General features: G+C 62.6%; 19 protein-coding genes. 8 read left to right on the top strand and 11 right to left on the bottom strand.

Annotation, left to right across the window (positions count from 1 at the left end):
- Nucleotides 1-19: 19 nt before the first annotated feature.
- Nucleotides 20-1,513 carry an efflux transporter outer membrane subunit gene (locus ACT2FV_RS15545; RefSeq protein ID WP_444504256.1) on the top strand — a complete coding sequence of 498 codons (1,494 nt, stop codon included), beginning with the start codon at nt 20-22 and terminating at the stop codon, nt 1,511-1,513.
- Here ACT2FV_RS15545 and ACT2FV_RS15540 read toward each other — a convergent pair.
- From ACT2FV_RS15540 to ACT2FV_RS15520, 5 genes are all read right to left on the bottom strand, one after another.
- Nucleotides 1,494-2,975: a heavy metal sensor histidine kinase gene (locus ACT2FV_RS15540; RefSeq protein ID WP_444504255.1), complete on the bottom strand. Its 1,482-nt coding sequence runs from the start codon at nt 2,973-2,975 to the stop codon at nt 1,494-1,496. The genes ACT2FV_RS15545 and ACT2FV_RS15540 overlap by 20 nt on opposite strands.
- Nucleotides 2,972-3,649, bottom strand: coding sequence for a heavy metal response regulator transcription factor (locus tag ACT2FV_RS15535; RefSeq protein WP_006759651.1), 678 nt, complete (start codon nt 3,647-3,649; stop codon nt 2,972-2,974). Before ACT2FV_RS15535 ends, ACT2FV_RS15540 begins: the two co-directional genes overlap by 4 nt.
- Nucleotides 3,650-3,984: 335 nt before the next feature.
- Entirely contained in the window at nt 3,985-4,464 is a 480-nt protein-coding gene (locus tag ACT2FV_RS15530) for an RES family NAD+ phosphorylase (RefSeq protein ID WP_124904301.1), read from the bottom strand.
- Nucleotides 4,461-4,916 carry a type II RES/Xre toxin-antitoxin system antitoxin gene (parS, locus tag ACT2FV_RS15525; RefSeq protein WP_151048478.1) on the bottom strand — a complete coding sequence of 152 codons (456 nt, stop codon included), beginning with the start codon at nt 4,914-4,916 and terminating at the stop codon, nt 4,461-4,463. Before parS ends, ACT2FV_RS15530 begins: the two co-directional genes overlap by 4 nt.
- A gap of 312 nt (nt 4,917-5,228) precedes the next feature.
- Nucleotides 5,229-5,870: an HD domain-containing protein gene (locus tag ACT2FV_RS15520; RefSeq protein ID WP_059600803.1), complete on the bottom strand. Its 642-nt coding sequence runs from the start codon at nt 5,868-5,870 to the stop codon at nt 5,229-5,231.
- A 222-nt stretch (nt 5,871-6,092) separates the two neighbouring features.
- Here ACT2FV_RS15520 and ACT2FV_RS15515 point away from each other — a divergent pair, with 222 nt between their 5' ends.
- From ACT2FV_RS15515 to ACT2FV_RS15505, 3 genes are all read left to right on the top strand, one after another.
- Nucleotides 6,093-7,058: a GlxA family transcriptional regulator gene (locus ACT2FV_RS15515; protein WP_151048477.1), complete on the top strand. Its 966-nt coding sequence runs from the start codon at nt 6,093-6,095 to the stop codon at nt 7,056-7,058.
- Between the two features lie 414 nt (nt 7,059-7,472).
- A complete protein-coding gene (locus ACT2FV_RS15510) occupies nt 7,473-7,784 on the top strand; it encodes a DUF4148 domain-containing protein (protein ID WP_059600798.1) in 312 nt (103 codons plus the stop codon).
- A 312-nt stretch (nt 7,785-8,096) separates the two neighbouring features.
- Nucleotides 8,097-8,810 carry a dienelactone hydrolase family protein gene (locus ACT2FV_RS15505; RefSeq protein WP_444504254.1) on the top strand — a complete coding sequence of 238 codons (714 nt, stop codon included), beginning with the start codon at nt 8,097-8,099 and terminating at the stop codon, nt 8,808-8,810.
- A 351-nt stretch (nt 8,811-9,161) separates the two neighbouring features.
- Here the strand turns inward: ACT2FV_RS15505 and ACT2FV_RS15500 are convergent, their stop codons facing one another.
- Both ACT2FV_RS15500 and ACT2FV_RS15495 read right to left on the bottom strand, forming a co-directional pair.
- Nucleotides 9,162-10,103: a LysR family transcriptional regulator gene (locus tag ACT2FV_RS15500; RefSeq protein WP_124629261.1), complete on the bottom strand. Its 942-nt coding sequence runs from the start codon at nt 10,101-10,103 to the stop codon at nt 9,162-9,164.
- A gap of 225 nt (nt 10,104-10,328) precedes the next feature.
- Nucleotides 10,329-11,618, bottom strand: a complete 1,290-nt coding sequence (locus ACT2FV_RS15495; RefSeq protein ID WP_444504253.1) for an adenylosuccinate synthase — start codon at nt 11,616-11,618, stop codon at nt 10,329-10,331.
- A gap of 140 nt (nt 11,619-11,758) precedes the next feature.
- On the opposite strand from ACT2FV_RS15495, the gene gcvA reads away from it, so the two are divergent.
- Nucleotides 11,759-12,661 (top strand): transcriptional regulator GcvA, encoded by a 903-nt coding sequence (gene gcvA / locus ACT2FV_RS15490; RefSeq protein WP_059600791.1) that lies wholly within the window; start codon nt 11,759-11,761, stop codon nt 12,659-12,661.
- A gap of 366 nt (nt 12,662-13,027) precedes the next feature.
- On the opposite strand, the gene ACT2FV_RS15485 is transcribed toward gcvA, so the two are convergent.
- Nucleotides 13,028-13,345, bottom strand: coding sequence for a DUF4148 domain-containing protein (locus tag ACT2FV_RS15485; protein ID WP_444504252.1), 318 nt, complete (start codon nt 13,343-13,345; stop codon nt 13,028-13,030).
- 2,524 nt (nt 13,346-15,869) lie between these two features.
- Here ACT2FV_RS15485 and ACT2FV_RS15480 point away from each other — a divergent pair.
- Nucleotides 15,870-17,186, top strand: a complete 1,317-nt coding sequence (locus tag ACT2FV_RS15480) for a replication initiation protein (RefSeq protein WP_059682318.1) — start codon at nt 15,870-15,872, stop codon at nt 17,184-17,186.
- 95 nt (nt 17,187-17,281) lie between these two features.
- On the opposite strand, the gene ACT2FV_RS15475 is transcribed toward ACT2FV_RS15480, so the two are convergent.
- Together ACT2FV_RS15475 and ACT2FV_RS15470 are read right to left on the bottom strand one after the other, a co-directional pair.
- Entirely contained in the window at nt 17,282-18,313 is a 1,032-nt protein-coding gene (locus ACT2FV_RS15475; protein ID WP_059600783.1) for a ParB/RepB/Spo0J family partition protein, read from the bottom strand.
- Nucleotides 18,306-19,001 carry an AAA family ATPase gene (locus ACT2FV_RS15470; protein ID WP_444504251.1) on the bottom strand — a complete coding sequence of 232 codons (696 nt, stop codon included), beginning with the start codon at nt 18,999-19,001 and terminating at the stop codon, nt 18,306-18,308. The genes ACT2FV_RS15475 and ACT2FV_RS15470 overlap by 8 nt, the downstream gene beginning before the upstream one ends.
- Nucleotides 19,002-19,337: 336 nt before the next feature.
- Here ACT2FV_RS15470 and ACT2FV_RS15465 point away from each other — a divergent pair, with 336 nt between their 5' ends.
- On the top strand, nt 19,338-19,682 hold the full coding sequence (locus ACT2FV_RS15465) for a hypothetical protein (protein WP_444504250.1): 345 nt from the start codon (nt 19,338-19,340) through the stop codon (nt 19,680-19,682).
- Between the two features lie 1,112 nt (nt 19,683-20,794).
- Here ACT2FV_RS15465 and ACT2FV_RS15460 read toward each other — a convergent pair.
- The gene (locus tag ACT2FV_RS15460; protein WP_444504249.1) at nt 20,795-21,922 is read right to left on the bottom strand and encodes an MBL fold metallo-hydrolase; all 1,128 of its coding nucleotides are present in this window, start codon (nt 21,920-21,922) and stop codon (nt 20,795-20,797) included.
- A gap of 84 nt (nt 21,923-22,006) precedes the next feature.
- Here ACT2FV_RS15460 and ACT2FV_RS15455 point away from each other — a divergent pair, with 84 nt between their 5' ends.
- Nucleotides 22,007-22,642, top strand: coding sequence for a TetR/AcrR family transcriptional regulator (locus ACT2FV_RS15455; protein ID WP_444504248.1), 636 nt, complete (start codon nt 22,007-22,009; stop codon nt 22,640-22,642).
- Nucleotides 22,643-22,741: the final 99 nt, after the last annotated feature.

The following is a 22,741-nucleotide window of genomic DNA, read 5'->3' as shown; positions in this document are numbered from 1 at the left end:
TACCTGTGAGATTCCCGCCATGCGCCTTCCTCACCCACTCCCCTTCGCCCGCCGCGTCGTCGCGCTCGGCGTTGTCACCGCGCTGGCCGCTTGCTCGACGCTGCCGCCCTATTCGCCGCCGACCGTCTCGGTACCCACGCACTATGCCGGCACGTCGGCCGCGCAACCGGGCTGGCAAGTCGCGGCGCCGGCCGATGCCGCGTCGCGCGGCGCGTGGTGGACGGTGTTCAACGACGCGGATCTGAACGCGCTCGAAGCGCGCGTCGACGTGTCGAACCAGACCGTCAAGAAGGCCGTTGCCGACCTCGAGCAAGCGCGCGCGACGGTCGACTACCAGCATGCGGGGTTTCTGCCGACAGTCACGGCGGGCGTGGCGCAAAGCCGTTCACGCATATCGCGGAACAAGCTGGGTTCGTCGCTCGCCGGCAAGACGACACCCGACCATCAGGTCGGCGTGGCGGCAAGCTGGGAACCCGACGTGTTCGGCCGCGTGCGCGATGCGGTAGCAGGTGCGCAGGCGAACGCCGACGCAAGTGCGGCCGATCTGCAAGCCGTCAAACTGTCGGTCACGGCCGAACTCGCGACCGACTATTTCGCGCTGCGTTCGCTCGACACGCAAAAGCAGCTGCTCGACGACACGGTGCGGGCCTATGCGGATGCGCTGAAGCTGCTGAAACAGCAGCTCGCGGCCGGCGCGATCGATGCGTCCGCCGTCGCACAAGCCGAAACGCAACTGGAAGCGACGCGCACGCAGGATACCGACATCGACGCGTCGCGTGCGCAGCTCCAGCATGCGATCGCAACGCTCGTCGGCGAAAACGCATCGACGTTCGCATTGCCGGCGCGCGTTCAAGCGTTCGACGTGCCTGCCATTCCGGCAGGCATGCCGTCGCAACTGCTCGAACGACGGCCGGACATCGCAGCTGCCGAGCGCCGCGTCGCGGCCGCGAACGCGCAGATCGGCGAAGCGCGCGCCGCGTTCTTCCCCGACCTCGTGCTGTCGGCGAGCGCGGGGCTCGAAAGCGGGTTCTTCACGCCGTGGCTGACCGCGCCAAGCCTGTTCTGGTCGCTCGGCCCGCAACTCATCGGCACGCTGTTCGACGGCGGCAGGCGCAGCGCGACGCTGCGCGGCACGCACGCGCAGTACGATGGCGAGGTCGCCGACTATCGGCAGACCGTGCTGGGCGCATTCCAGCAGGTGGAGGATCAATTGTCCGCGCTCGATGCGCTCGCGTCCGAGGCCGCCAGTCAGCAGCGCGCGACCGACGCGGCCGACCTGTCGCTGCGGCTGACGACGAATCGCTTCAATGCCGGCGCCGTCAGCTATCTGGACGTGGTGACCGCGCAGACGATCGCGCTGACCAATCGGCGCCAGGCCGACGAGATCGCCGCACGTCGGATGGAAGCATCGGTCGGATTGCTGAAGGCGCTGGGCGGCGGCTGGCACTCGGGCGCGGATATCGCCGCTCGCGCCGCCGGATCGGGGACGGCGATCAAGACGCAGGGTTCCTGACGAAGATGAGGATGAACCGCGTGCCCGCCGAGTCGCTTTCGACGCGCGCGGTGCCGCCGTGCAGCTCCATCACCGAGCGCACGATCGCAAGCCCGAGCCCGGCCGTGCCGCCCGGCACGCCGCCGCTGCGCGCGGGGTCGCCGCGCACGAATCGGTCGAAGATGCGCGGCAGCAGCGCGGGATCGATCGGCTCGCCCGGATTCTCGACGACGACGCGTACCGTGTCCGCCGTTTCGTCGACGCTCAGCGCAATGACGCCGCCCGCAGGCGTATAGCGCAGCGCATTCGCGAGCAGGTTGCCGACCGCGCGGCGAAACAGTTCGACATCGGCAGTCAGCTGGCCGTGCCCTTCGACGCGCAGCGTCGAACCCGCTTCATCGGCGAGCCCTTCGAAGTATTCGGCGATGCGCGTCAGCTCGTCATGCACGTCAAACGCGCGCTGCCGCGTCACGAAGGTAGGGTGTTCGGCGCGCGCGAGAAACAGCACGTTCTCGATCATGCGTGCGAGACGGTCGTATTCCTCGAGATTCGATTCGAGCAGCGCCTGGTATTCGCCGGGCGAACGCGGCCGCGCAAGTGCCACTTCGGTCGCGCCGCGCATGTTGTTCAGCGGCGTGCGCAGGTCGTGCGCGAGATCGGCGCTGAATTGTGACAAATGTCCGAAAGCTTGCTGCAGGCGGCCGAGCATCGCGTTCTGCGCATCGACGAGCGCACGCAGTTCGCGCGGCGCACGCGCGGCGTCGAGCCGCGCGTCGAGCTTGTCGACGGTGATCCGGCCGGTGTTCGCGACGATCTCGCGGAGCGGTGCGAGCGCCGTGCGGATCAGCCAGTAGCTGAGCAGCATTGCGCACAGCGCGCCCAGCCCGCCGGCGAGCTTCAGCTTGTTGCGATAGCCGTCGAGCAGTTCGGCGCGATCGCTCATGTCGCGCGCGATCGCGATGCGGATCTGCGTACCGTCGCGCAGCATTGCGCCGGCCACGACACCGCGCACGGACGTGCCGTCGTCGGCGCGCCATGTCGCGATCCGGTCGACGGTGATCCGTTCGGCCGCCGGCACCGGCGTCGCGTGGGGCGGAAACAGTTCGGCATCGGGCAACGCAGGCGGTACGGGCGACGCCATGCCCGACGCAGCCGGTGGCAGATCCTCGCGCTCGGTCCGCCTGACGTTGTGCCGCGCGAGCACATTGCCCCGATCGTCGACCACGGCCATCGAGAGTGCCGCGTTCCCGAGCACCTGGCTCGTCAGCCGGTCCGCGTGCGCGCGCACGGCGTCGAGCGTATCGAGTTCGCCCGCAAGCCGGCGCGTATGTCGTGCGGCAAGCACGATGTCCAGATCGTCCTGCGTCCTCACTTGCCGGTCGAGGCCGGTATACACGTACGTGCCGACGAGCGCGAAGACCGCGAGCATCGTCGCGCCGAACGCGAGCGCGAGCGTCGCGCCAAGCGATCGACCGAGCGTCATGCACCGTCCTTCGGTTCGAGCACGTAGCCTACGCCGCGCACCGTGTGGATCAGCTTGACCGGAAACGCATCGTCGATCTTCGCGCGCAGTCGCCGAATGGCGACTTCGACGACGTTGGTGTCGCTATCGAAGTTCATGTCCCACACATACGACGCGATCTGCGTGCGGCTCAGCACTTCGCCTTGTCGACGCGCGAGCAACTGCAACAGCGAGAACTCGCGTGGCGTCAGGTCGATCCGCACCGTGCCGCGCTTCACGCGGCGGCGTACGACGTCGATTTCCAGGTCGCCGACCACAATGCGCTCGGTCTCGCGTGGTGGGCCGCGGCGAGCAAGCGTGCGGATGCGAGCGAGCAGTTCGACGAATGCGAACGGCTTCACGAGGTAATCATCCGCGCCCAGTTCGAGACCGTGCACGCGGTCCTGCACATCGTCGCGCGCGGTCAGGAACAGCACCGGCGTGGTATGGGTATCGCGCAGGCGCTTGAGCACGCCCCACCCGTCGAGCACGGGCAGCATCACGTCGAGCACGATCACGTCGTAGTTCTCTTCCTGCGCGAGCATCAGCCCTTCCGCGCCGTCCTTTGCGAGATCGATGCTGAAGCCGGATTCCTCGAGCCCTTTCTTCAAGTACGCGGCCGTCTTCGGTTCGTCTTCGACTATCAGGATGCGCATGCTCGGCTCCATCGCATTCGGTTGGAATATGCGGCGATGTTACCGGTAAACCGGCGGGTGAAAGTCTTCGCCGACCAGCGGGACAGCTCGATTACGAAAATGTAATCCGAGGGTCAGCGCATTGACTGTCGCGGCATTGCGCACGTCATGACGACGCGTCGGCGATTTGCCATACCGCGGCCTGCGCCGCACGTTCGCTTCCTGCGTAATGGGCTGCTGGTGGGATGGCGGTCGATGTCGGCGGGTGCGCCTGCGGCGGCGCTACCGTTTCCCGCGGCACGCTGCGGCGACGCAATGAACGACATGTTCCTGCGGCTCGTCGTGCGCGACGCGCTCTATTCGCTCTTGTTCGACTGGACCAGCCGCAGAATCCGGCTGTCATACGGCGACTCCATGACTTCCGCGACGCGGACGTCGGATGCGGCCGGGTGCAGCGGATTCAACAGGAAGTTGTGCGCGTGCGGCACGACGACGCTCGGTACGCGCAGCAGTGCGCTCGGCTGCGTGTGCAGCCACTCGGTGCCGGCGCTGCGGGTCCAGTCGACGTTCTCCCGCCAGTCGGCCGGCGCATCGCCTTCCGCGATCTCGGCAACGTCCACCGATTCGGACACCTCGACGCGCAGCAACTGGTATGCGCTCGGCAATTGCGCAACGGTGGCCATTTCGAAGTGGACGAGCGTCTCGAGCAGCGCGAGCGCCGGATGCTCGGCGAGATAGACGACGGGCTGCCCGGCAAAATGCCAGCGCCCGCCGGCCCGCAAGCCGCCGATGCCTTTCAGATCGGCGTAATTGCTGATGCGCCACAGCGTCGTCAAGCGAAATACCCCTCGTCGATCTGCGTGAGCGCCTCTTCGACGAGTCGGGCGCCGTGCTCGGTGCTCGACATGTCGAGCGACGTGCGGCCGCCGAAGCGCTGGAGCCCGTTGCGCAGCCACGCCATTGCCTTGTCCTGGTCGCCGAACGTGGCCGTCGCCTGCGCGACGATGCGTGCAAGCCGGATCGCCTTGTCGGATTCCTCCGGCGACAGGCGCTCGTGCGCCTGGCGACGATGGCTCAACGTGCGCCGCGGGATGATGAAGGCGAGTTCATCCGACTTCAGGCCGCGCTCCGACAGGCGATCGATTACCGCGAGGTCGACGCGCGCACTCGCCAGCTCGGCGAGATCGGCGCCCGAGCGCACGCGAATCGCGAGCAGTTGCTCGAGTATCGTGAATTCGGCCTGGCGCGGGTGCGCGACGCCCGAAGGGTGAAACGCGATCGTGCTCATGATTCTTCTCCGGCAATTTGCCCAATCATTATAGGCGTTTTGCCGAAGGCGGGCGGATTCTTGTCGTCAGGGGTTCACCGGGCGTCGGACCGGGCTTTCGGCACCCGACTCCGGCCCCATTACCCGTCGCCCGGATCGAGCGAATCGACGATTCCCTGCGGAAGCCAAGGCGATGAAATTCAGGATATGAAGGCCTGCATCGACGTCATGTGGTTGTCACGTAACAACTTTTCTAAGGAATAGTGATCGGCAGGCGCGACGTGCGCGGCCCAGGGCGCCCCCCTCCCACGCCCTGCCCGGCGCCGATGCCGATCAGCCGGCCCATGCCGACGATCGGATCACGCTGCAGAAATTTCCTGCATGGAAATGCGGATCCTTGTCGGCCAGCACATCGGCCTTCACGTTGCCGAACGTCGTGTCCGGCTTGTGCCGGATGCCGTCGTAGAACGCCTGGATGATGTCTTCCTTGAAATGCGGCGTGCGCGGATGTGCGCGGACGACGGCATCTCGTTCGACGTCGCTGTACTCCGGATACGCGAGGCCCAGCACGTCCATCTCGACCCCTGCGGTGACGAGCGCGACGACCGGATGCATATGCTTCGGAATACCTGGCGTAGTGTGCAGCGCGATCGCAGTCCACACGACCTCGATGTCCTGCTGCGAAATGCCCTTGCTCTTCAGAAAATCGCGGGCGGCATTGGCGCCGTCCACTTCGAATCGTTCGCACGCGCTGCTGTGCCGATGCGTGAGCCCCATGTCATGAAACATGCAGCCGCAATAGAGCAGTTCGGGATCGTAGCGGAGCCCGCGGTGCTGCCCCGCAAGCGCGGCGAAGTAGTAGACGCGGCTGGAATGGTGAAACAGCAACTCGGACTCGGTATCCCGTACGAGTTCGGTGATCTCGCGAGCGAGTTGGCTATCGGGAACGGTGATGCCGGCGACGTTCACAGTCATGATCGACCTCCATTGAAGACAGCACCCATTCTCCGAAGGCCCGGGTTTGGCATCAATCGCCGTGTTACGACGAATTCTGCCATTTCGCGCGATCGACGGCCATCGCGGCCGCAACCCTTGAACCGCGCCCGCGAAGTGCGCCGATGCCCCTCGTCGCCTCGCGTTGCGCGTCTATACTGCTACGCGTCACGTTCGACACATCGATACCACACGCAACCGAACATGCCGAAGGTCGTGGGAATTTTCGCGGTACCGGGCGTACAACTGCTCGACGTTTCCGCGCCGCTCGACGTATTCGCCCAGGCTAACGCCGAATGCGGCAAGCCGTTCTATACGCTGCGGATCATCGCGAGCGAGCCCGGGCCGATCCGCGCGTCATCGGGCGCGCAATTGCTGGCCGACTGGATCGCTCCCGACATTCCCGATCGCCTCGACACGCTGCTCGTCGCCGGTGCGCCGGGTGCCGCCGCGGTCGCGCTGCGAACCGACGTCCTCGCGTGGCTGCGCTCGGCCGCCGTGCAAAGCAAGCGGTATGGCTCGATCTGCACCGGCGCGTTCATCCTCGCGGCGACCGGCCTGCTGAAAGGACGACGCCTGACGACGCACTGGGCCGCCGCCGACACGCTCGCCGATGCGTATCCGTCGCTCACGGTCGAAGCGGACGCGCTGTATGTACGCGACGGCAAGCTGCGCACCGGAGCGGGCGTCACGGCCGGGCTCGATCTCGCGCTCGCGCTGGTCGAGGAAGATCTCGGCCGGGAAATCGCACGGCGCGTCGCCGCGCAACTGGTCATGTTCTTCAAGCGCCCGGGCGGACAGCTCCAGTTCAGCCGCAGCGGCGAGGCACGGCCGGCCGGGCGCTCCGTGCTGCAGGAAGTCCAGCGCTGGATCGCCAGCCATCCTGAACTCGAACACTCGGTGGCGGCACTCGCGAAGCATGCGGGCATGAGCCCGCGCCACTTCGCGCGGCTCTTTCGCGCGGAGGTCGGCATGACGCCGGCTGCGTGGGTCGAAGCGACCCGCATCTCCGCTGCCCGGCAACTGCTCGAAAACGGACATGACACGCCGAAGCAGGTCGCCGCAAAATGCGGCTTCGCGAATGTCGATACGCTCAGACGGTCGTTCGCGAGGCACGTCGGGATCACGCCCGCCGAATACCGGAAACGACAGTCGGTCGTCGAGGAGTGAGTGACGCGGTACGCACGACGATGCGGCCGTTAATACTCACGTCGATGTGCGAGAAGGCGGAGTCGGCCCGGATTGCACAGCGAGGGGCGAACACACTCCCTCGCTCGCGACCAATGATTCGTTATCCGATTTAATTGATCTTTCCATCGGCCGAAGTCGGCGTGCGGTTGCAATACACCTCTGTCCCGGATCGCGCCAGCTCCCGGTTCGGCGCCCGCAATCACACTCATCGAATGCGCGCCGGCATACGGATAATCATCAGACAAAACCCCGCATTCCCCGCGAATCGTTTACCCAGTTGCAATAATTATTCGCCGGAACGCCTATTTCCGACCGGTATCGCGATCGCTACGATGCAATCAACCGCTGAACGCAACAAGCGAAGCGCGAAATCTACGAAAACCGGAGGTCACCATGAAGTCGTTCATCTACGCAGTCGCCGCTGTCGCCGCCCTTACCGCATCCGTTGGCGCATTCGCCCAGTCGAACTCGTCGGGAGAACTGACGCGCGCCCAGGTCCGCGCAGAACTCGTGCAGCTCGAGCAAGCCGGTTACAAGCCGGAAGTGTCCGACGCCCACTATCCGAATGCGCTGCAAACCGCGCAGGCCCGCGTGACGAACAGCGACGCAACGGGTTACGGCGCACAAGCCGCCGCCGGCGTGCGTGCCGGCCGCGTGATCGCGGTCAAGCAAACCGCTCGAGACTCGGTCTATTTCGGTCAGTAAGACCGACGTACGCAGCGCGTACCTCGATACGCGCGCTGTCGACGCAACACCCCGCTCCCGTTCATCGGGGCGGGGTGTTGCGTTTTCGGTGGCTCCGACTTACGCGCTCCGCGACGCACGATCGATGCGCAGCGTGGATCGGCTGCAGCCCCGAACCGTTCACGCAGACGGCCGGCGTTTGCGCATAGAATGGCCGCGTGGTCGGCGCCGGCCTAAGCGAACGCGAGCGAAGCCTCGAGTCACCCGGGCATACCTCACTCGCTGGCCGACCCGATGCCGCACTCATCGCATTTTTCGAAAAGGAGCGGTTTCATGTCTCAAACATCCGGTTCCATGATCACGTTTCGCCGCCCCGACGGCCAGGAACTGCAGGGCTACCTCGCGACGCCGGAAAAGACCGAAGGTGCACCCGCGGTCGTCGTCATCCAGGAGTGGTGGGGCCTGAACGACCAGATCCGCGGCGTTGCCGATCGCCTCGCGCGCTGCGGCTACTTCGCGCTCGTGCCCGACCTGTATCGCGGCAAGTCGACGGTCGAGGAGGAAGAAGCGCACCACCTGATGACCGGCCTCGATTTCGGCGACGCCGCGTCGCAGGACATTCCCGGCGCAGCGCAATACCTGAAGACGCGCGCGTCGCGCGTGGCGGTCACCGGCTTCTGCATGGGCGGCGCTCTCACTCTGCTGTCGCTGCAGTTCGCCGATGTCGATGCCGGCGTCACGTGGTACGGCTTCCCTCCGCTTGACTACCTCGATCCGTCGAAGATCAAGGTGCCGCTGATGGGTCACTGGGGTACCCAGGATGCGTTCTTCGCGATCGACCAGGTCGATGCGCTGGAGAAGAAGCTGACCGACGCGAAGGTCGGTATCGAATTCCACCGCTATCTCGCCCATCACGCGTTCGCGAACGAAACGGCCGTCGGCCCCGGCCGCATCGGCAGCACGCAGTTCGATCCGGTGTGGTCGCAGATCGCGTGGGACCGCACGCTGACGTTCTTCGGGCGCACGCTCTGGGGCCAGCAGCAGTAATACCGCAGCAGGCACCTGCCGCTGACGGGTAACGATCCTCATGAAGCGAAACGCCACGGACTTGCAGCCGTGGCGTTGTCGTTTACGGGATGAATTTCTTATGCGACCGTCTCGCGCGTCACGGGTTCGACACCGAAGCACGCACGACGGAATGCGAGTGGCACGGCCGGCTCCGGACTGTGGTTCTCATAAACGCGCGAGTCGATCGACACATCCAATCGAAGACCTCATGCCGCAGTGCCGTCAGCATCAAGTTCGGTATGCAAAATATCCCGCACGGCTGAACGTCGATTCACGGACGACGTTGCAAGTGCCGAGTCATTCGACCCGAAACTCGTTCTTCGCCTCCGCTCAGGACTCGCAGGAACCGCGCAGCGCGGCCTCGTCGGCGGCCAGCATTTCGGGCACGCATTCCCGCAGGAAATCGACGAACGTCCGGATCTTCGCGTCGAGGTACTGGCGCGACGCATACAGCGTGTAGACCGTCAGCTTCTGCAGCCGGTACTCGGGCAACACGCGAACCAGCGCGCCGCTCGCCAGGGCGGGCACCGCACTCGACATCGGCAATGAGCCGATCCCGAGGCCGGCGCGCAGCGCGGCGCCGAGCGCATCGGCGATGTTCACCTGGAAGTCCGGCAGCGGCAGCTCGAATGTCTCGCGACCGTCGGGGCCGTCGAGGTGCCAGCGGTCGCGTGGAAAGATCGGCGTGACGATCTGCAGGCACGAATGCGCTTCGAGATCGCGCACGGTGCGCGGCGTGCCGCGCTCCTTCAGGTACGCGGGCGACGCGCACAGCACGCTGTGAACATCGCCCAGACGCTGCGACACCAGGCCCGAGTCGGGCAGCTCCGTCGCGCTCAGCTGCAGCGACACGTCGTAACCTTCGTCGATGATGTCGGGCACGTGCTGCGACAGCGTAAGTTCGACCGCCACCGACGGATAGCGCTGCCGGTATCGCACCACCGCGGGCACCACGTAGGCCTGGCCGAAACTTGTGGTCGCGTGCACATGCAGGCGCCCCGACGGCTTCGCCTGCGCGTCGGCCGCCTCGGCTTCCGCTTCGTCGATATAGCCGAGGATGCGCTGGCAGCGGTCGAGATAGCGCTGTCCGGCGTCGGTCAATGCGATGCGGCGCGTGCTCCGGTTGAGCAGACGCGTGCGCAGATGCGTTTCGAGTTGCGCGACCGAACGAGAGGCATAGGCGGTGGTGATGTCCAGACGCTGGGCCGCGCTCGTGAAGCTGCCCTCCTCCGCCACCCGGACGAAAATGCGCATCATCTGTAACGTGTCCATCGACATGTCCCCGGGATTGAAATCGCTTCGCGGCGGCGCCCGCCCCGGCACAGCCCGGTCTGGCGCGAATTGTGCGGAACAGTACCGCAGCGGTGCAGGCGTGTCCAGTTTGCCGTGCGCCGCTCCGGCGGGCCCTCGCTCACGCGACAACCGCTGCCGGCATCGGATCGATGCAGGCCGCACGGCGGCGGCCTGCCGCGCACGCATTGCACGTGCGCGTCGCGCTCAGCATTGCTCGAAGGGGTTGCTCAGCACGATCGTGTCGTCGCGCTCGGCGCCGGTCGTGATCATCGACACGGGCGCACCCGCGACCGCCTCGACGCGCGCGATGAAATTCTGCGCGGCACGCGGCAACGCCGCAAACTCGCGCACGCCCTTCACGGTGCCGCCCCACCCGGCGAACGTTTCGTAGACGGGCGTTGCGCGCGCCTGCGCATCGAGGCTCGCGGGCAGATGGTCGACGCGTGCGCCATCGAGCTCGTAGCCGACGCACAGCTCGATCGACGCGAAGCCGTCGAGTACGTCGAGCTTGGTGAGCGCGAGCGAATCGATACCCGAAATCCGGACGGCCTGCCGTAACTGCGCGGCATCGAGCCATCCGCAGCGGCGCGGCCGGCCGGTGTTGACGCCGAACTCCTGCCCGCGCGCGCGCAGCGTTTCGCCGGTGGCGTCGGTCAGTTCGGTGAGGAACGGGCCGCCGCCGACGCGCGTCGCGTACGCCTTGGTTACGCCCAGCACGTGGCCGAGTTTCGACGCGCCGAGCCCTGTGCCGGCCGCCGCGGCCGATGCAACGGTGCCCGACGACGTCACGAACGGATAGGTGCCCCAGTCGATGTCGAGCATCACGGCCTGCGAGCCCTCGAACAAGATGCGTTCGCCGCGGTCGTTCGCGTCGTTGAGGTCGGCCCACACGGGACGCACGAACGGGAGGATCTTCGGCGCGATGTCGACCAGCGTTGCCAGCATCGCGTCGCGCGAGCACGGCTCGAGCCCCAGGCCGCGGAACCATGCATTGTGGTGATCGACCAGCACGTCGAGCTTGTCGGCAAGCCGGCCCGGCTCGGCCAGATCCGCGACCCGCAGCCCGCGGCGCCCAACCTTGTCCTCGTAAGCTGGCCCGATCCCGCGCAGCGTGGTGCCGATGGGTTCGCGACGCAGACGCTCCTGCGCCTGGTCGATCGCACGGTGAATCGGCAGGACCAGCGTGGCGTTCTCCGCGATCGACAGATTGTCCGGCGTCACCGACAGCCCGAGTTTGGCCATCCGCCCGATCTCGTCCAGCAGCGCCTCCGGATCGAGCGCCACGCCGTTGCCGATCACACCGCGCTTGCCACGCACAATCCCGCTCGGCAGCAGCGCGAGCTTGTAGGTCTTGTTGCCGACGACCAGCGTATGGCCCGCGTTGTGGCCGCCGTTGTAGCGTGCGACGAGATCGGCCTGCGCCGCCAGCCAGTCCACGACGCGCCCCTTGCCTTCGTCACCCCATTGGGCGCCCACCACCACCACGTTCGGCATGCTCCATACTCCATGTGAGAAATCCAGACATCCGTTTCGGCCGCATCGGCCGTTCGTGTGCCATATTGGCGGACTAGGATCACCCGATCAAACGATTAAATCTGAGCAGTCGTGTGAGTAAATTTCACACGAAACGATGCATGGCCCGACGACTCCCTCCATTGAATTCGCTGCGCGCCTTCGAAGCCGCGGCCCGCCTCGGCAGTTTCACGCTCGCCGCCGACGAGCTGTGCGTGACGCATGGCGCGATCAGCCGGCATGTTCAGCAACTCGAGGCATGGCTTGGCCGACCGCTGTTCGAGCGGCACAACCGGCGCGTCGAACTGACCGACGCCGGTCGCGTATACCTTGCCGAGGTCGGTGCATCGTTCGACCGGATCGCGCTCGCCACCGCGCAGCATTTCGGCCAGGGGCAGCAGCGCGTGCTGCGCGTCAGCGCGCCCGCGACGTTTTCGCTGCGCTGGCTCGTGCCGAAGCTGTCATCGTTCCAGGTAGCGCATCCGGCCATCGAGGTGCGGCTGTCAACGTCGAACGAGCCGATCGAGAAGTTGCGTGACAAGGTCGACCTGATCGTCCGCGGCGGCCCGCAAGCGATCGACGGATATGTTGCCGAGGAGTTTCTGTCCGAAATCCGGCTGCCCGTATGCGCGCCGAAGCTGCTCGAGGGCCGGCCGCTGCGTACGCCGGCTGATCTCGCCGGCTTCACGCTGCTGCACGCGGCGACGTACCCCGGTATGTGGCCCGAGTGGCTCGCGGCGGCCGGGCACGCGAATCTGGTGCCGCGGCATTCGCTCACGCTGGAGCATTTCTATCTGACGCTGCAGGGCGCGCTCGACGGCCTCGGTGTCGCAATGGGGCCGATCGCGCTCGTCGCGGACGACATCGCCGAAGGCCGGCTGGTGCGGCCGTTCAGCGAACCGGCACTGCCGCCGTGGCGCTATTTCACTTACGTCGCGACTGCGCGCGCGGAAGACGAAGCCGTGCGGGCCTTCAAGGACTGGTTAAAAGCGACTGGGAACGCGACGGCGGAAGCGCGGCGCTGACCAAGTCGATATGTCGGCGACCAGTCGTTGCGCCACGCGCACCGTCTCAATTTGTGCGGGTTTCGTGTGCCTTTGTGCGGAGCCGTATTGCTCGTGCATGATTGTTTTTCGTCTCGTGATTCATCCAGCGATCTGTTGTATTCCGTAGGATTCCTCTGAAACTGAACAAGCAGAATGGCGCGTGTCGTTCACGGAGAGCAGGAAAATTCAACGCATCGAGATGGCATTCATCTCACCTAGAAACGAAGGACGCCGAATCAATTGACTCGGATGTCACACCTGCACGATGACCGGTCGCGCATCGCGTTTCAGCAGCATAAACGACAAACCCCGGCTCGCGCCGGGGTTTGTCTCGTGGGGGAACGTTTATTGGCTTGCGCCAGCGGCTTCGCCCGCCTTCTTCTGAGCGTTCTGCAGATTCTGCGGATAGTTCGGATCGTTGGCCGCCGGCTTGTAGCCAGCGTCTTCGAGCTTCTTCAGCTCGGCGTTGTTCTTCGCGCGCGCTGCCTTGTGTTCGGCTTTGCGTTTTGCCCGAGCTGCCTTGCGTGCTTCACGCTTCGCGGCTTTCGCATCCGATGCGGCCGGTGCACTGGCGACGGTCTGCGCGAACACCGGAGCGGCCGAGCCGAAGAGGAACGCTGCTGCTGTAGCAGCCAGCGTCAGTTTTTTGATCTGGATTCGCATCGCTGAACTCTCTTTTCTGATTAGTCACGGAGTGAAAGCACATCGAGATACCGCCCCTGCCCCTGGCCGGTCTTCATGTCGCGGTCAGGGCCTTTGCATCATAACCGCGTTGCAAAAAATGTGGCGCCATCATGCGTGCATTCTTGGGGATACACGTATGGGAGACGTCGTATCGTCACGTATCCCGCGCCCGCCCGATCCGCGTTTCGCAGGGGCCACGACGACGCATCGCGCTCGGGAATCACGCAGCGTGCACGACCGCGGCAACCGCGTGGCGAAGCGGATCGTTCCACCGATACGGTGCAGATTGCCGGTGAGGATGAGATCGATTTCGGTGATGCATGCACTCGCACGACGCCGACTGTTTCACCTGTGGAGTCTGCTGCTCGTGCAATGCGATCGTCGCCCCATGAGCGGGATAGACGACGAAATCGCGAACCTGTGCGCCATGTTGTGACTCGCTCCCGCGCGAACGACGGTTCCTCCCATAAACGACCACGATTCATTCTGCACCGAGCCTGTCGCATTCCCCCGCATGTCGCACGCATGGCTACCTGTTCGATTCTATTCGTCGCCAGATGTGGGAGATGACGTTTGCAGGTAGAGGCGACCTTTGCCACGCAAGGTGAACTCTTCGATCGGCATTCGTTCACGATTGCGCACGAGCATCACGCGAGCGGTCGCCTGTGCGAATGCGTGGCGCTTGGCATCGTACCGACGTCACGAAGCGTCTCGAGCTTGTGCGGCAAGGACGGCGACACGTCCAGCGCGTGGCGCATTCATCACAGCTTTTCCATTGTGCGGCCGCATCTGGTGCGGAGGCGTCGCGCGCACGGTTTGTTAATCCGACGGACACCTTGTAGGTGAGCTTTTACAGGACGGGGCAACTTCCAGCGGTGAGAATTTTCGGGAGTCGAGTGCGGATCCGATGAGGATGAGCCATGTTGATGACGCCAGCCTCACGTTCGAGGCAGTTGCCAGGATCGTCGTGATCAAGCGGCCGCGGTCAGCGTCTCGCTCGGCACAGCGATGCGATTCTGGTCGCGTCGATCGGAACGCTGTCCCAATTCCGATACTGACCCAAAGGTAGAAAACCGCGATGCAGAATGAGCGGGACGAGAGCCAGCCAATTTCGTCTGTGCACGCGCCATCGACTGGAAAGTGACAGGCAGATCAACAGGTGACAGCCGAAGACTTTTCTGCGGAAGCCTTGGCGCTGACGAAAAAAAACGGCCTGAGAATGAATTCCGGCGATTTTTCACCGCCGTGACGGAAACTCGCGGTGCTTCTGTGTCGAGCGGGGCTGCCGTCGTCTGCGGGTAATCCCTGACGGGAAACCGACCGCTATCTGCATTTTTCAATCCCATAGGTGGGAACCTATGTCCCGAAAACACCGATTCCCTCCCATAAGTTTCTACGTTTAAGCATTTGTTAGTAGGTACTCACCTTCATTGGAAGCCTTGTCAGGCCTGGAACGCTTGCAAAATGAGGCAGATATCGAGGGATCCACAGGCCTCGAGTCAGGATTGCTGTGCTTGTCGAGCCTCACTGGTTCGCTTGGGTAGCGGTTTATGGGGGTTGTTTTTCTGCACAGACGCACGTGTGTTTACATCTTTGATAAACAACGTTTACATCTTTAACTACTTTTAGACGGCTCACAGCCTTGTCTGGTAAGGGTTTGACAGGGGTTCGGTACCCATTTATGGGGGCACAGGCGGAAGAATATGGGGTTTCAGGTCTGTGGATTTGGGGCATCGGGTACCGCGCTGTGGGAAATGGGGGTTGTGGATATGGGGCACGCGTAGCCAGCTATGGGAATCGGCCCCAAAAACGCCTCAGGTAGCCCTCTATGGGGGAATCTATAGGTACCCGGTTATGGTGCCCTCTTGCTTGTTCGTCTAGGGTCCCGCGCACAGCATTTCATATTGGGTTGCCGGTTATGGGATGGATTCCAGGTAGCCGTTTATGGGTATCGGCGTGGACAGAGTGATCTCGTTCTGCTTGTTCCAGAGGAACCGGGGTCCCATAAACAGGATCAGGCCTGCGGATAGGTCACCATCTGTGGGGAAATCTTAAGGTAGTCATTTATGGGAGGTATTTCCGCCTGCCCGCCACAGATGAAGACAAAACGCCAAGCTGGCGGATCTTGATAGGTACCTATCCATGGGACGTGCTAAAGGTAGCGTTTTATGGGAGATCGCAGACCGTGTTGCAGGGCACCACGAATCGGGTCCGCACATCCAGTTCCACCGGATTATTTCCCATGAATGGGTACCTTCAGTAGGGCAAGTCCCGTGCCGGATTCTGGCGACAGCCAACATAGGTAGCAGGTTTTGGGAGCTGTTTTTGGTGGAAAGGTATATGGATATGGGGTTTCGCACAAATCGTGAAAATGGAATTTTTCATTTTGAGACAATGCTTTATCGACGATAGTGAAAGTGATACTGGAGATGAAGGCGTTGCTCGATGGCTCGAAAAGGTATAAAGTCCGCCATCAACACGGTCACCTTCTCCGGACATCACGATGCCGCGCAAGCCCGCAATCAAAGGCTCCGACAAGCAGGTTTCGCTATTTCAGACGCCCGAGCCACCCGATCTGCTGCGCAAGGCGGTCCAGGCAATTCATATCGCTCCGAAGTCCGGAAAGATCGGTCTGCAGCAGCGCAAGATGTTCAGCTCGCTGATCAAGAACGCCCTTCGTCAGGAAGCGTTCGAGCCCGGCCGGACGAGCTTTTCGATCTCGATCGCCGCGCTGTCGCACGAGAGCGGGTTGAACAGCAACAACACGAAGTATGTGAAGGACACGGTCAACTCGCTGATCAGTACCGTCGTCAACTGGGACTACCTTGCCGCCGACCGCTCGACGGTGTGGAAGGCGTCAGGCCTGCTCGCCGGCGCCGAGCTCGAGCAATCGGTGCTGAAGTACAGCTTCTCCGACCAGATTCGCAGCGAGCTGCTCAATCCGGAAATCTACGCGCTCATCGATATGCGGATCGCGCGCGAGTTTCGGCGCTCGCACTCGCTTGCCCTTTGGGAAAACACGGTGCGCTACGAGGGGATCGGCATCACGGCAAAAATTCCACTGCCGAAATTCCGTGATCTCATTCTCGGTCAGGACAAGGCGTCGCAGTCTTATAAGGAGTACAAGCTCTTCAAGAGCAAGGTCCTGGTGCCGTGCATTCAGGAGGTGAACGAAGTTTCCGACCACACGCTCGAGCTGATCGAACACAAGTCAGGTCGCAGCGTGGAGGCCGTCCAGTTCAAGGTGACGCGCAAGCAGAGCGCGGATACGGTCGAGGAAGGCGACGTCAAGAACGAAGCACTCGTCGACGAGGTCGCCAAGTTCGGCATCCCGCGTTCGGAAGCGCGCCGGTTGATTACGCAGTACGGTGTGCAGCGCATCAAGGCGGCGATCGCCTATACGCTCAATCGGACTACGAAAAAGAATGCAGCGCCGGTCGACAACGTGGCCGCGTATTTCCGCAAGGCGCTGACGCACGGTTATACGCTGGCCGACGGACAGGGGACCGAGACGGCCGCGCCGGCAAAGGAATCCGGGCAGAGCAAGCAGGAACAGATTCGCGACAAGTACCTGGCCGCGAAGGTCGACGAAGCCGGCGCGTATTTCCGCGAGCTGGAGATCGACGACCAGACCAAGCTGATCGAGCGCTACAACGAAACGGTGGCCGGGTCGAAGGATCTCACGCTGTCGCCGAAGAAGAAGGCGAGCAAGCTGGCGCAAACCAGCTTCTTCCGATGGCTGGCGCTCGACACCTGGGGCGAACCGACCTCGGACGATTTGCTGGAATTCCTGCTGAAAAGCAGCCTCGCGACCAACTGATCAAGGCCTCGCAGCCTGGCATGCACCGTGCACCGGACTTCATCGGACGCGCGGTGTCATGCAGGTGCGAGGCCTTTGCTTTTGGGCGCCTTCTTTTACTTTTGCGCGGCTACCGCCAGTTCGGCGACGTATGCATCGATCACGGTCTTTAGCCGGTCGGCGAGCGCTTCCTGATGGGACGCATCGACTCCCTTCAGTTGCAGATCCAGACGCCCGTCCGGATAGGTTTTCAGCTGACCGATCGCGCGTGATTCGAGCGCGAAATCGTGTCGAACGCTGTAACGCGTGCGCCCCGTCTTCTTGTTGCCGTCGGTCTGTGCGCGCAGGAAATTCTCGAGGTCGCGCACCGACTTTTTACGGTCGATCACCGCCGTGAGCAGACGGTCGGCAGCGGGTTCGCCCAGGCGCTCGAAAATCAGTTTCAGGAAGTACGCGGCCTGCAACCCGACCACATCGTTCGCGCTGGCCATCCGTTCGAGCAGCGTGTTCGGCAGTGCGTTCAGCGATAGTGTCTTGCTGATCGATGCCTTGTCCTTGCCTATCTTCTCCGCGAGCGTGTTCTGGTCGGGGAAGACCTTTTCGTCGAGGAGACGCTTCCATGCGACTGCATCGTCGAAGATGGTCTGGCGTTCGTGGTCGTGGTTGGCGCGATACGCGATCGTGTACAACTGCTCGGGTGTGTGGTCCGTGCGAAACGTCGCGTTGATCGTTTCGTCGCCGTTGATGCTCGTCGCGCGCAAGCGGCGTTGCCCGTCGATCACGACGAGCTTGCCGGGAAACTCCGGGAGACGCGTGACCTTGATCGGCTCGATCTGTCCTTCCCGCTTCAACGTCAAAGCGAGCTCGTGCAGGCTCGACTCGGAATAGAACACGCGCGGGTTGAACGGGTTCGGGATGCAGTCCTTGACCGCGACCTTCTGCGGCGCGCCCAGGTCGAGCGCGTCGGAGGAGGCGGCGGCGGTCGGGGCGACGGGGGGTGTGGCTTCGGCGGCGGGATTCGATGCGGGCGTCGGCTCCGGCAGGCGCGTTTCCAGCGCCGCGTTTTCCTGTGCGAGCCCACGCAGCAAGCCGGCTGCGAGATGCAGGTTGCCGGTCGGCTTCTTCTCTTTCGATGTGTCCTTAGCCATGAGCGGCTCCGGTAGCGCGCGTCGACGCGATGTATTGGGCCATTTCGGTGACCAGTCTCTCGATTTCCGCGCGGGCTTCCTTCAGCCCCTTCAGGTATCGATTGTGATGATGGATTGTGGTGCCGAGGGCGAACGTCTGCCGGTAGACCTCGCGCTGCGCGATCTGGCTGTCGAGCAGATGCTCCCCTATTTCTTCAGCCATTAGAATTTTTAGAATTTCTTCTCGCATTTTAGTTTTTCCATTGACGCTATTCAGCATCAATGCGGAAGACAAATTCGGGTTACGAACGGCACGCATCGATTCGATCATGCGAATCATCGCGACGGTGCTATACAGGTCGGCCGGCGACGGAGACAGCGGCACGAGGCAGAAATCGGCGACCTCGAGCACGGACGCGATGCGTGGGTCTTCGAGGTTGCCCGGGCAGTCGACGACGATCACATCGAAATTCGCATCCTGCTTCTTGATCTCGCCGCCGATGCCCCGGCCGGCGGGGGCCAACGACAGAACCGTCATCGGGAGCGTATTTTCACCGCTCGTCACCCATCTCACTGATGTGCCTTGAGGGTCGGCATCGATCAAGGCGACCTTGTTGCCACCTGCCTCGAAGGCAGCAGCGATATTGACGGAGATGGTGGTCTTTCCAGTACCACCTTTTTGATTACTGACGGCGATCTTGAAAGCCATTAAATTCCCTCCTAGGAGTTTTTCGTAATATATGCATTTATTGTTGGAAAGTCCAGAAAGTGCTATATGAAAAGAGAAATTTTCTTATAGATGTTGTTGTCACGTGACAAGTACGTCAAATGGCAATCAAGTATTTGTGATTTGAAAGTGGGTAAAAAATAAAAATAGATGACATTGCATTCGAGACGGAAGGTGCTGATGAAGTGCTGAGGACTTGAGTGCTGGTAGCGACCAGAGGTCACAGTGCTGATTCCCGAATGTGTCTCGCGACCGGTGGGAATTCTGCCGTAGTTTGGGCATTCAGCTTGTGGCCCTCGGCGGCGTCGGGATCCAAAGTTGTCACGTGACAAGTCGAATTTGGCTGGCTCGGATCTCAAATGGTGCTCGACGGCAGGCATGCCGATGCGACGCGCGCTGATAATTCCGGTGTTTTTCTTCCTCGCTCCTCATTACGGCGGTCTGTGTTCAGATATGACGGCTGGTGCTGGTGCTGGTGCTGGTGCTGGTGCTGGTGCTGGTGCTGGTGCTGGCCACTGCTGCGTGTTGTTACGTGACAACCCGGCAAGGCGTTGCTTCTGGACACATATCGTCAGCCTCGGCGCACCCACTGTAGAAGTCGCGGGCGTGAAGAAGTTCATGGGATATATGGGTTGGTCGTGTTCGATTGGGCCAGGTCACTGACGCGAAAGCGATCGGGTTGTTGTCACGTGACAACCGTTGCGGATGGACGCCGAAAGGATCGACTCGACATCGACGCGGCATCGTCAGTGACGAAGTACGAGGAGGTGCTGGCTAGCCGGGGATAAGTGAGTGATCTATGTTGGCCGAGCAAATTGATGTCATTTCTAGACGCGCCCGAGCGAGCATGCTCTCAGCGTCCGATGGAACACTAATTCCAGCGAGTGATGTGTCCCTAATAAATGGGCTGATCTGCATCTACAGGCAACGACGATGAGACAGGGGAGGGGTACGGCAGAGTCTTATTGTGTGGGCCGTCGATCGGACGATCGAGGGCATCTGCGTCGCCTCACATTCTTGATGGGCTTTTTGAGCGCGAATTCCTGCGCGTCGCCGAGGGGAAATGGCGTAAATCAGCAGGGCGTGAAACAATTCTTCTAAATGGGTGTATGTGCGGAAACCCTTGCCTAGCAATGGGTTGCGCTACTTTCTTCATGTTGTTTCACGCAAAATGAGCATCGACGACGGTTAAAATGGGACGCATGAACCCGGCGCGCGCTATTGGGTCTAGGTAACGACGACGAAAGCAGAATCGTATCAATTGAGACGTGTTTTGTGATAAATGATACGTTTCGCGGATGGGCGCGCAGTTCGATCCATCTGCGGGGATCTCAAACATCGCGCGGAGCAGGCCAGCAGGGGATTCAAGAGGTGGAGTGAGTTCGTCATCGCTAGTTGTCACGTGACAACGCGCGGCGCCGGATTGCAAACCTGTACGTGACGGGAGAAACCGAAGCGGGCGCCTCGTCCCAACGGCAGCGTTGAGCTAAGACGGATTCTACAGACGGCCTCGGAAGGCAGATTCCGATGGGCTTGGCCTGTATCTATCACAGTGCAGATGTAGCGGGAACTTGCAAACTTTGCGTCAAGAAGGTGAAGCGCATCGCCACAATTGGTTCGACCGTGTATATCTCGGCCTTCGCCGGATAGCTGCTGTCGGGGCGATTGATCATCGTCGCCGACGATCGACCAAAGAGTCCGTTGCGAAGCCGTATATCACCAGGAAAATTCACCGCCGCGGCGTTCTCGTCCAGAAACCGCCGCGGCCAGCGAACCTACTTCGTCGCCTGCCATACGCACAGCTGCTGCCACCAGCGCGTCTTCGTTGCTAGAGTCTTTGCTGGCTCATCGACCGTTCGCCACCAACGTTCGCCGCGATGCGGCGCATTCAGATCGAGTCGCTCGCCCATCTTGGGTGTCGACAACTCGACCCCGCGTACCATGGCCAACGCGGTGACGCGCTCAAACGGCTCTTGCCAACGGTGCATCGCGAGATCGAACGTGCCGTTGTGAATCGGCATCAGCGTGCGACCGCGCAGGTCGATGTGCGCTTGCACGGTTTCTTCCGGTTGCATGTGCACGTGGGGCCATTGTGGGTCGTATGCCCCGGTCTCGAGCAGCGTCACGTCGAAGGGCCCAAGCCGTTCGCCGATAGTCCGGAAACCGTCGAAGTAGCCGGTGTCGCCGCTGAAGAACACCCGCAAATCGTCGTCGACGATGACCCACGACGCCCACAGCGTGCTGTTGCCGTCAAACAGGCTGCGTCCGGAGAAGTGCTGTGCCGGTGTCGCGGTCAGCGTCAGACCATCGACGTCGATACTTTGCCACCAGTCGATCTGGCGTACCTTTTTCGCGTCGATACCCCATTCGATCAGCCGGTCGCCGACGCCCAACGTGGTAACGAACACGCCAGTGGTGGCTGCCAGTGCGAGCACCGTTTCACGGTCGAGGTGATCGTAGTGATCATGCGACAGGAGCACGCCACGCAACGGCGGGAGGTCCACGAGCGCGATCGGCGGCGCATGAAAGCGCTTGGGGCCGATGCGCCGGAACGGCGATGCGCGTTCGGCAAATACAGGATCGGTCAGCCAGAATTCGCCGCGTAGTTTCAACAGCAGTGTTGAATGCCCTAGCCGATACAGGCTGCGGTCGGGGGCCGCGCCGAGTTGTTCGCGAGTCAGTGAATCGATGGGCAATGCGCCTGTCGGAACCGTGTTGCGTGGCTTGTTGACCAGCATGTTCCATGCGATGCCAAGTGTTTTGCCGAAGCCTTCGGCCGGTGCCGGTGCAACGTTGCTGAAGCGTTCGCCGTTGTGCTGCGGCGACTCGCCGGACAGTGTGCGGCCACGCCTGGCGGCGGCGAAACCCAGTACGCGATGAAGAAATACGAGAGGCGAAGCCATGTCGATTCGTCCGGAAAATAAAGTACACCGAGCAGTGTAGTTTATCCCTGGGAAAAGTAAACTCAGGGGTGTAAAATTTTTCGAATGGATACGAGCACTTCTCCTCAACGGCTGACCGACCGAAAGCGTGCGGCAATACTCGCCGCGGCGATCGAGGAATTCCTTGCGGCTGGCTATGACGGGACCAGCATGGATCGCATCGCAGCGCGCGCGGACGTGTCGAAGCGCACCGTCTACAACCATTTCCCGGGCAAGGAAGCATTGTTCGCGGCGATCCTGAATCAGCTGTGGGACGCGACGCTGAGCGCCGGCGCGCCGGCCTACTGCGCCGACGTCCCACTGCGCGATCAACTGCTCGCGCTGCTGGGCCGCAAGTTGCGGTTGCTGAATGACGAAGCATTTCTTGCACTTGCCCGCGTCGCGATCGGTGCGGCTGTCCATTCGCCGGAACGCGCGCGCGACATGGTCGAACGCATGGGCGAGCGCGAAGAAGACGTGACGGTCTGGATTCGTGCAGCCGCGGCGGCTGGCCGGTTGTCGGTGACCGATGCCGTTTTCGCCGCGCATCAACTGCACGGGATCGTGAAAGCGTTCGCGTTCTGGCCGCAAGTGACGATGGGCCAGCCGCCGCTCGGCGCGCAGGAACAACAGAAGGTCGCGGAAACGGCTGCCGACATGTTTCTTGCGTACTATTCGCGCGCAGACCACGCCGGTGTGTAAGGTACAGGGCGGGATTGACCGCGCGTCGTGCGAAGCGCGAAGCGGAACAATTGCGTCGATATACGCAAGGCGAGTCTCATCCTCTGCCTCGAGGAAAGC

This window comes from Burkholderia sp. PR2 (assembly GCF_052372875.1).
GTDB classification, from domain to species: Bacteria; Pseudomonadota; Gammaproteobacteria; order Burkholderiales; family Burkholderiaceae; genus Burkholderia; species Burkholderia diffusa.
Note: the sequence above shows the minus strand (reverse complement) of the source record. Positions and strands in the feature narration are given on the sequence as shown.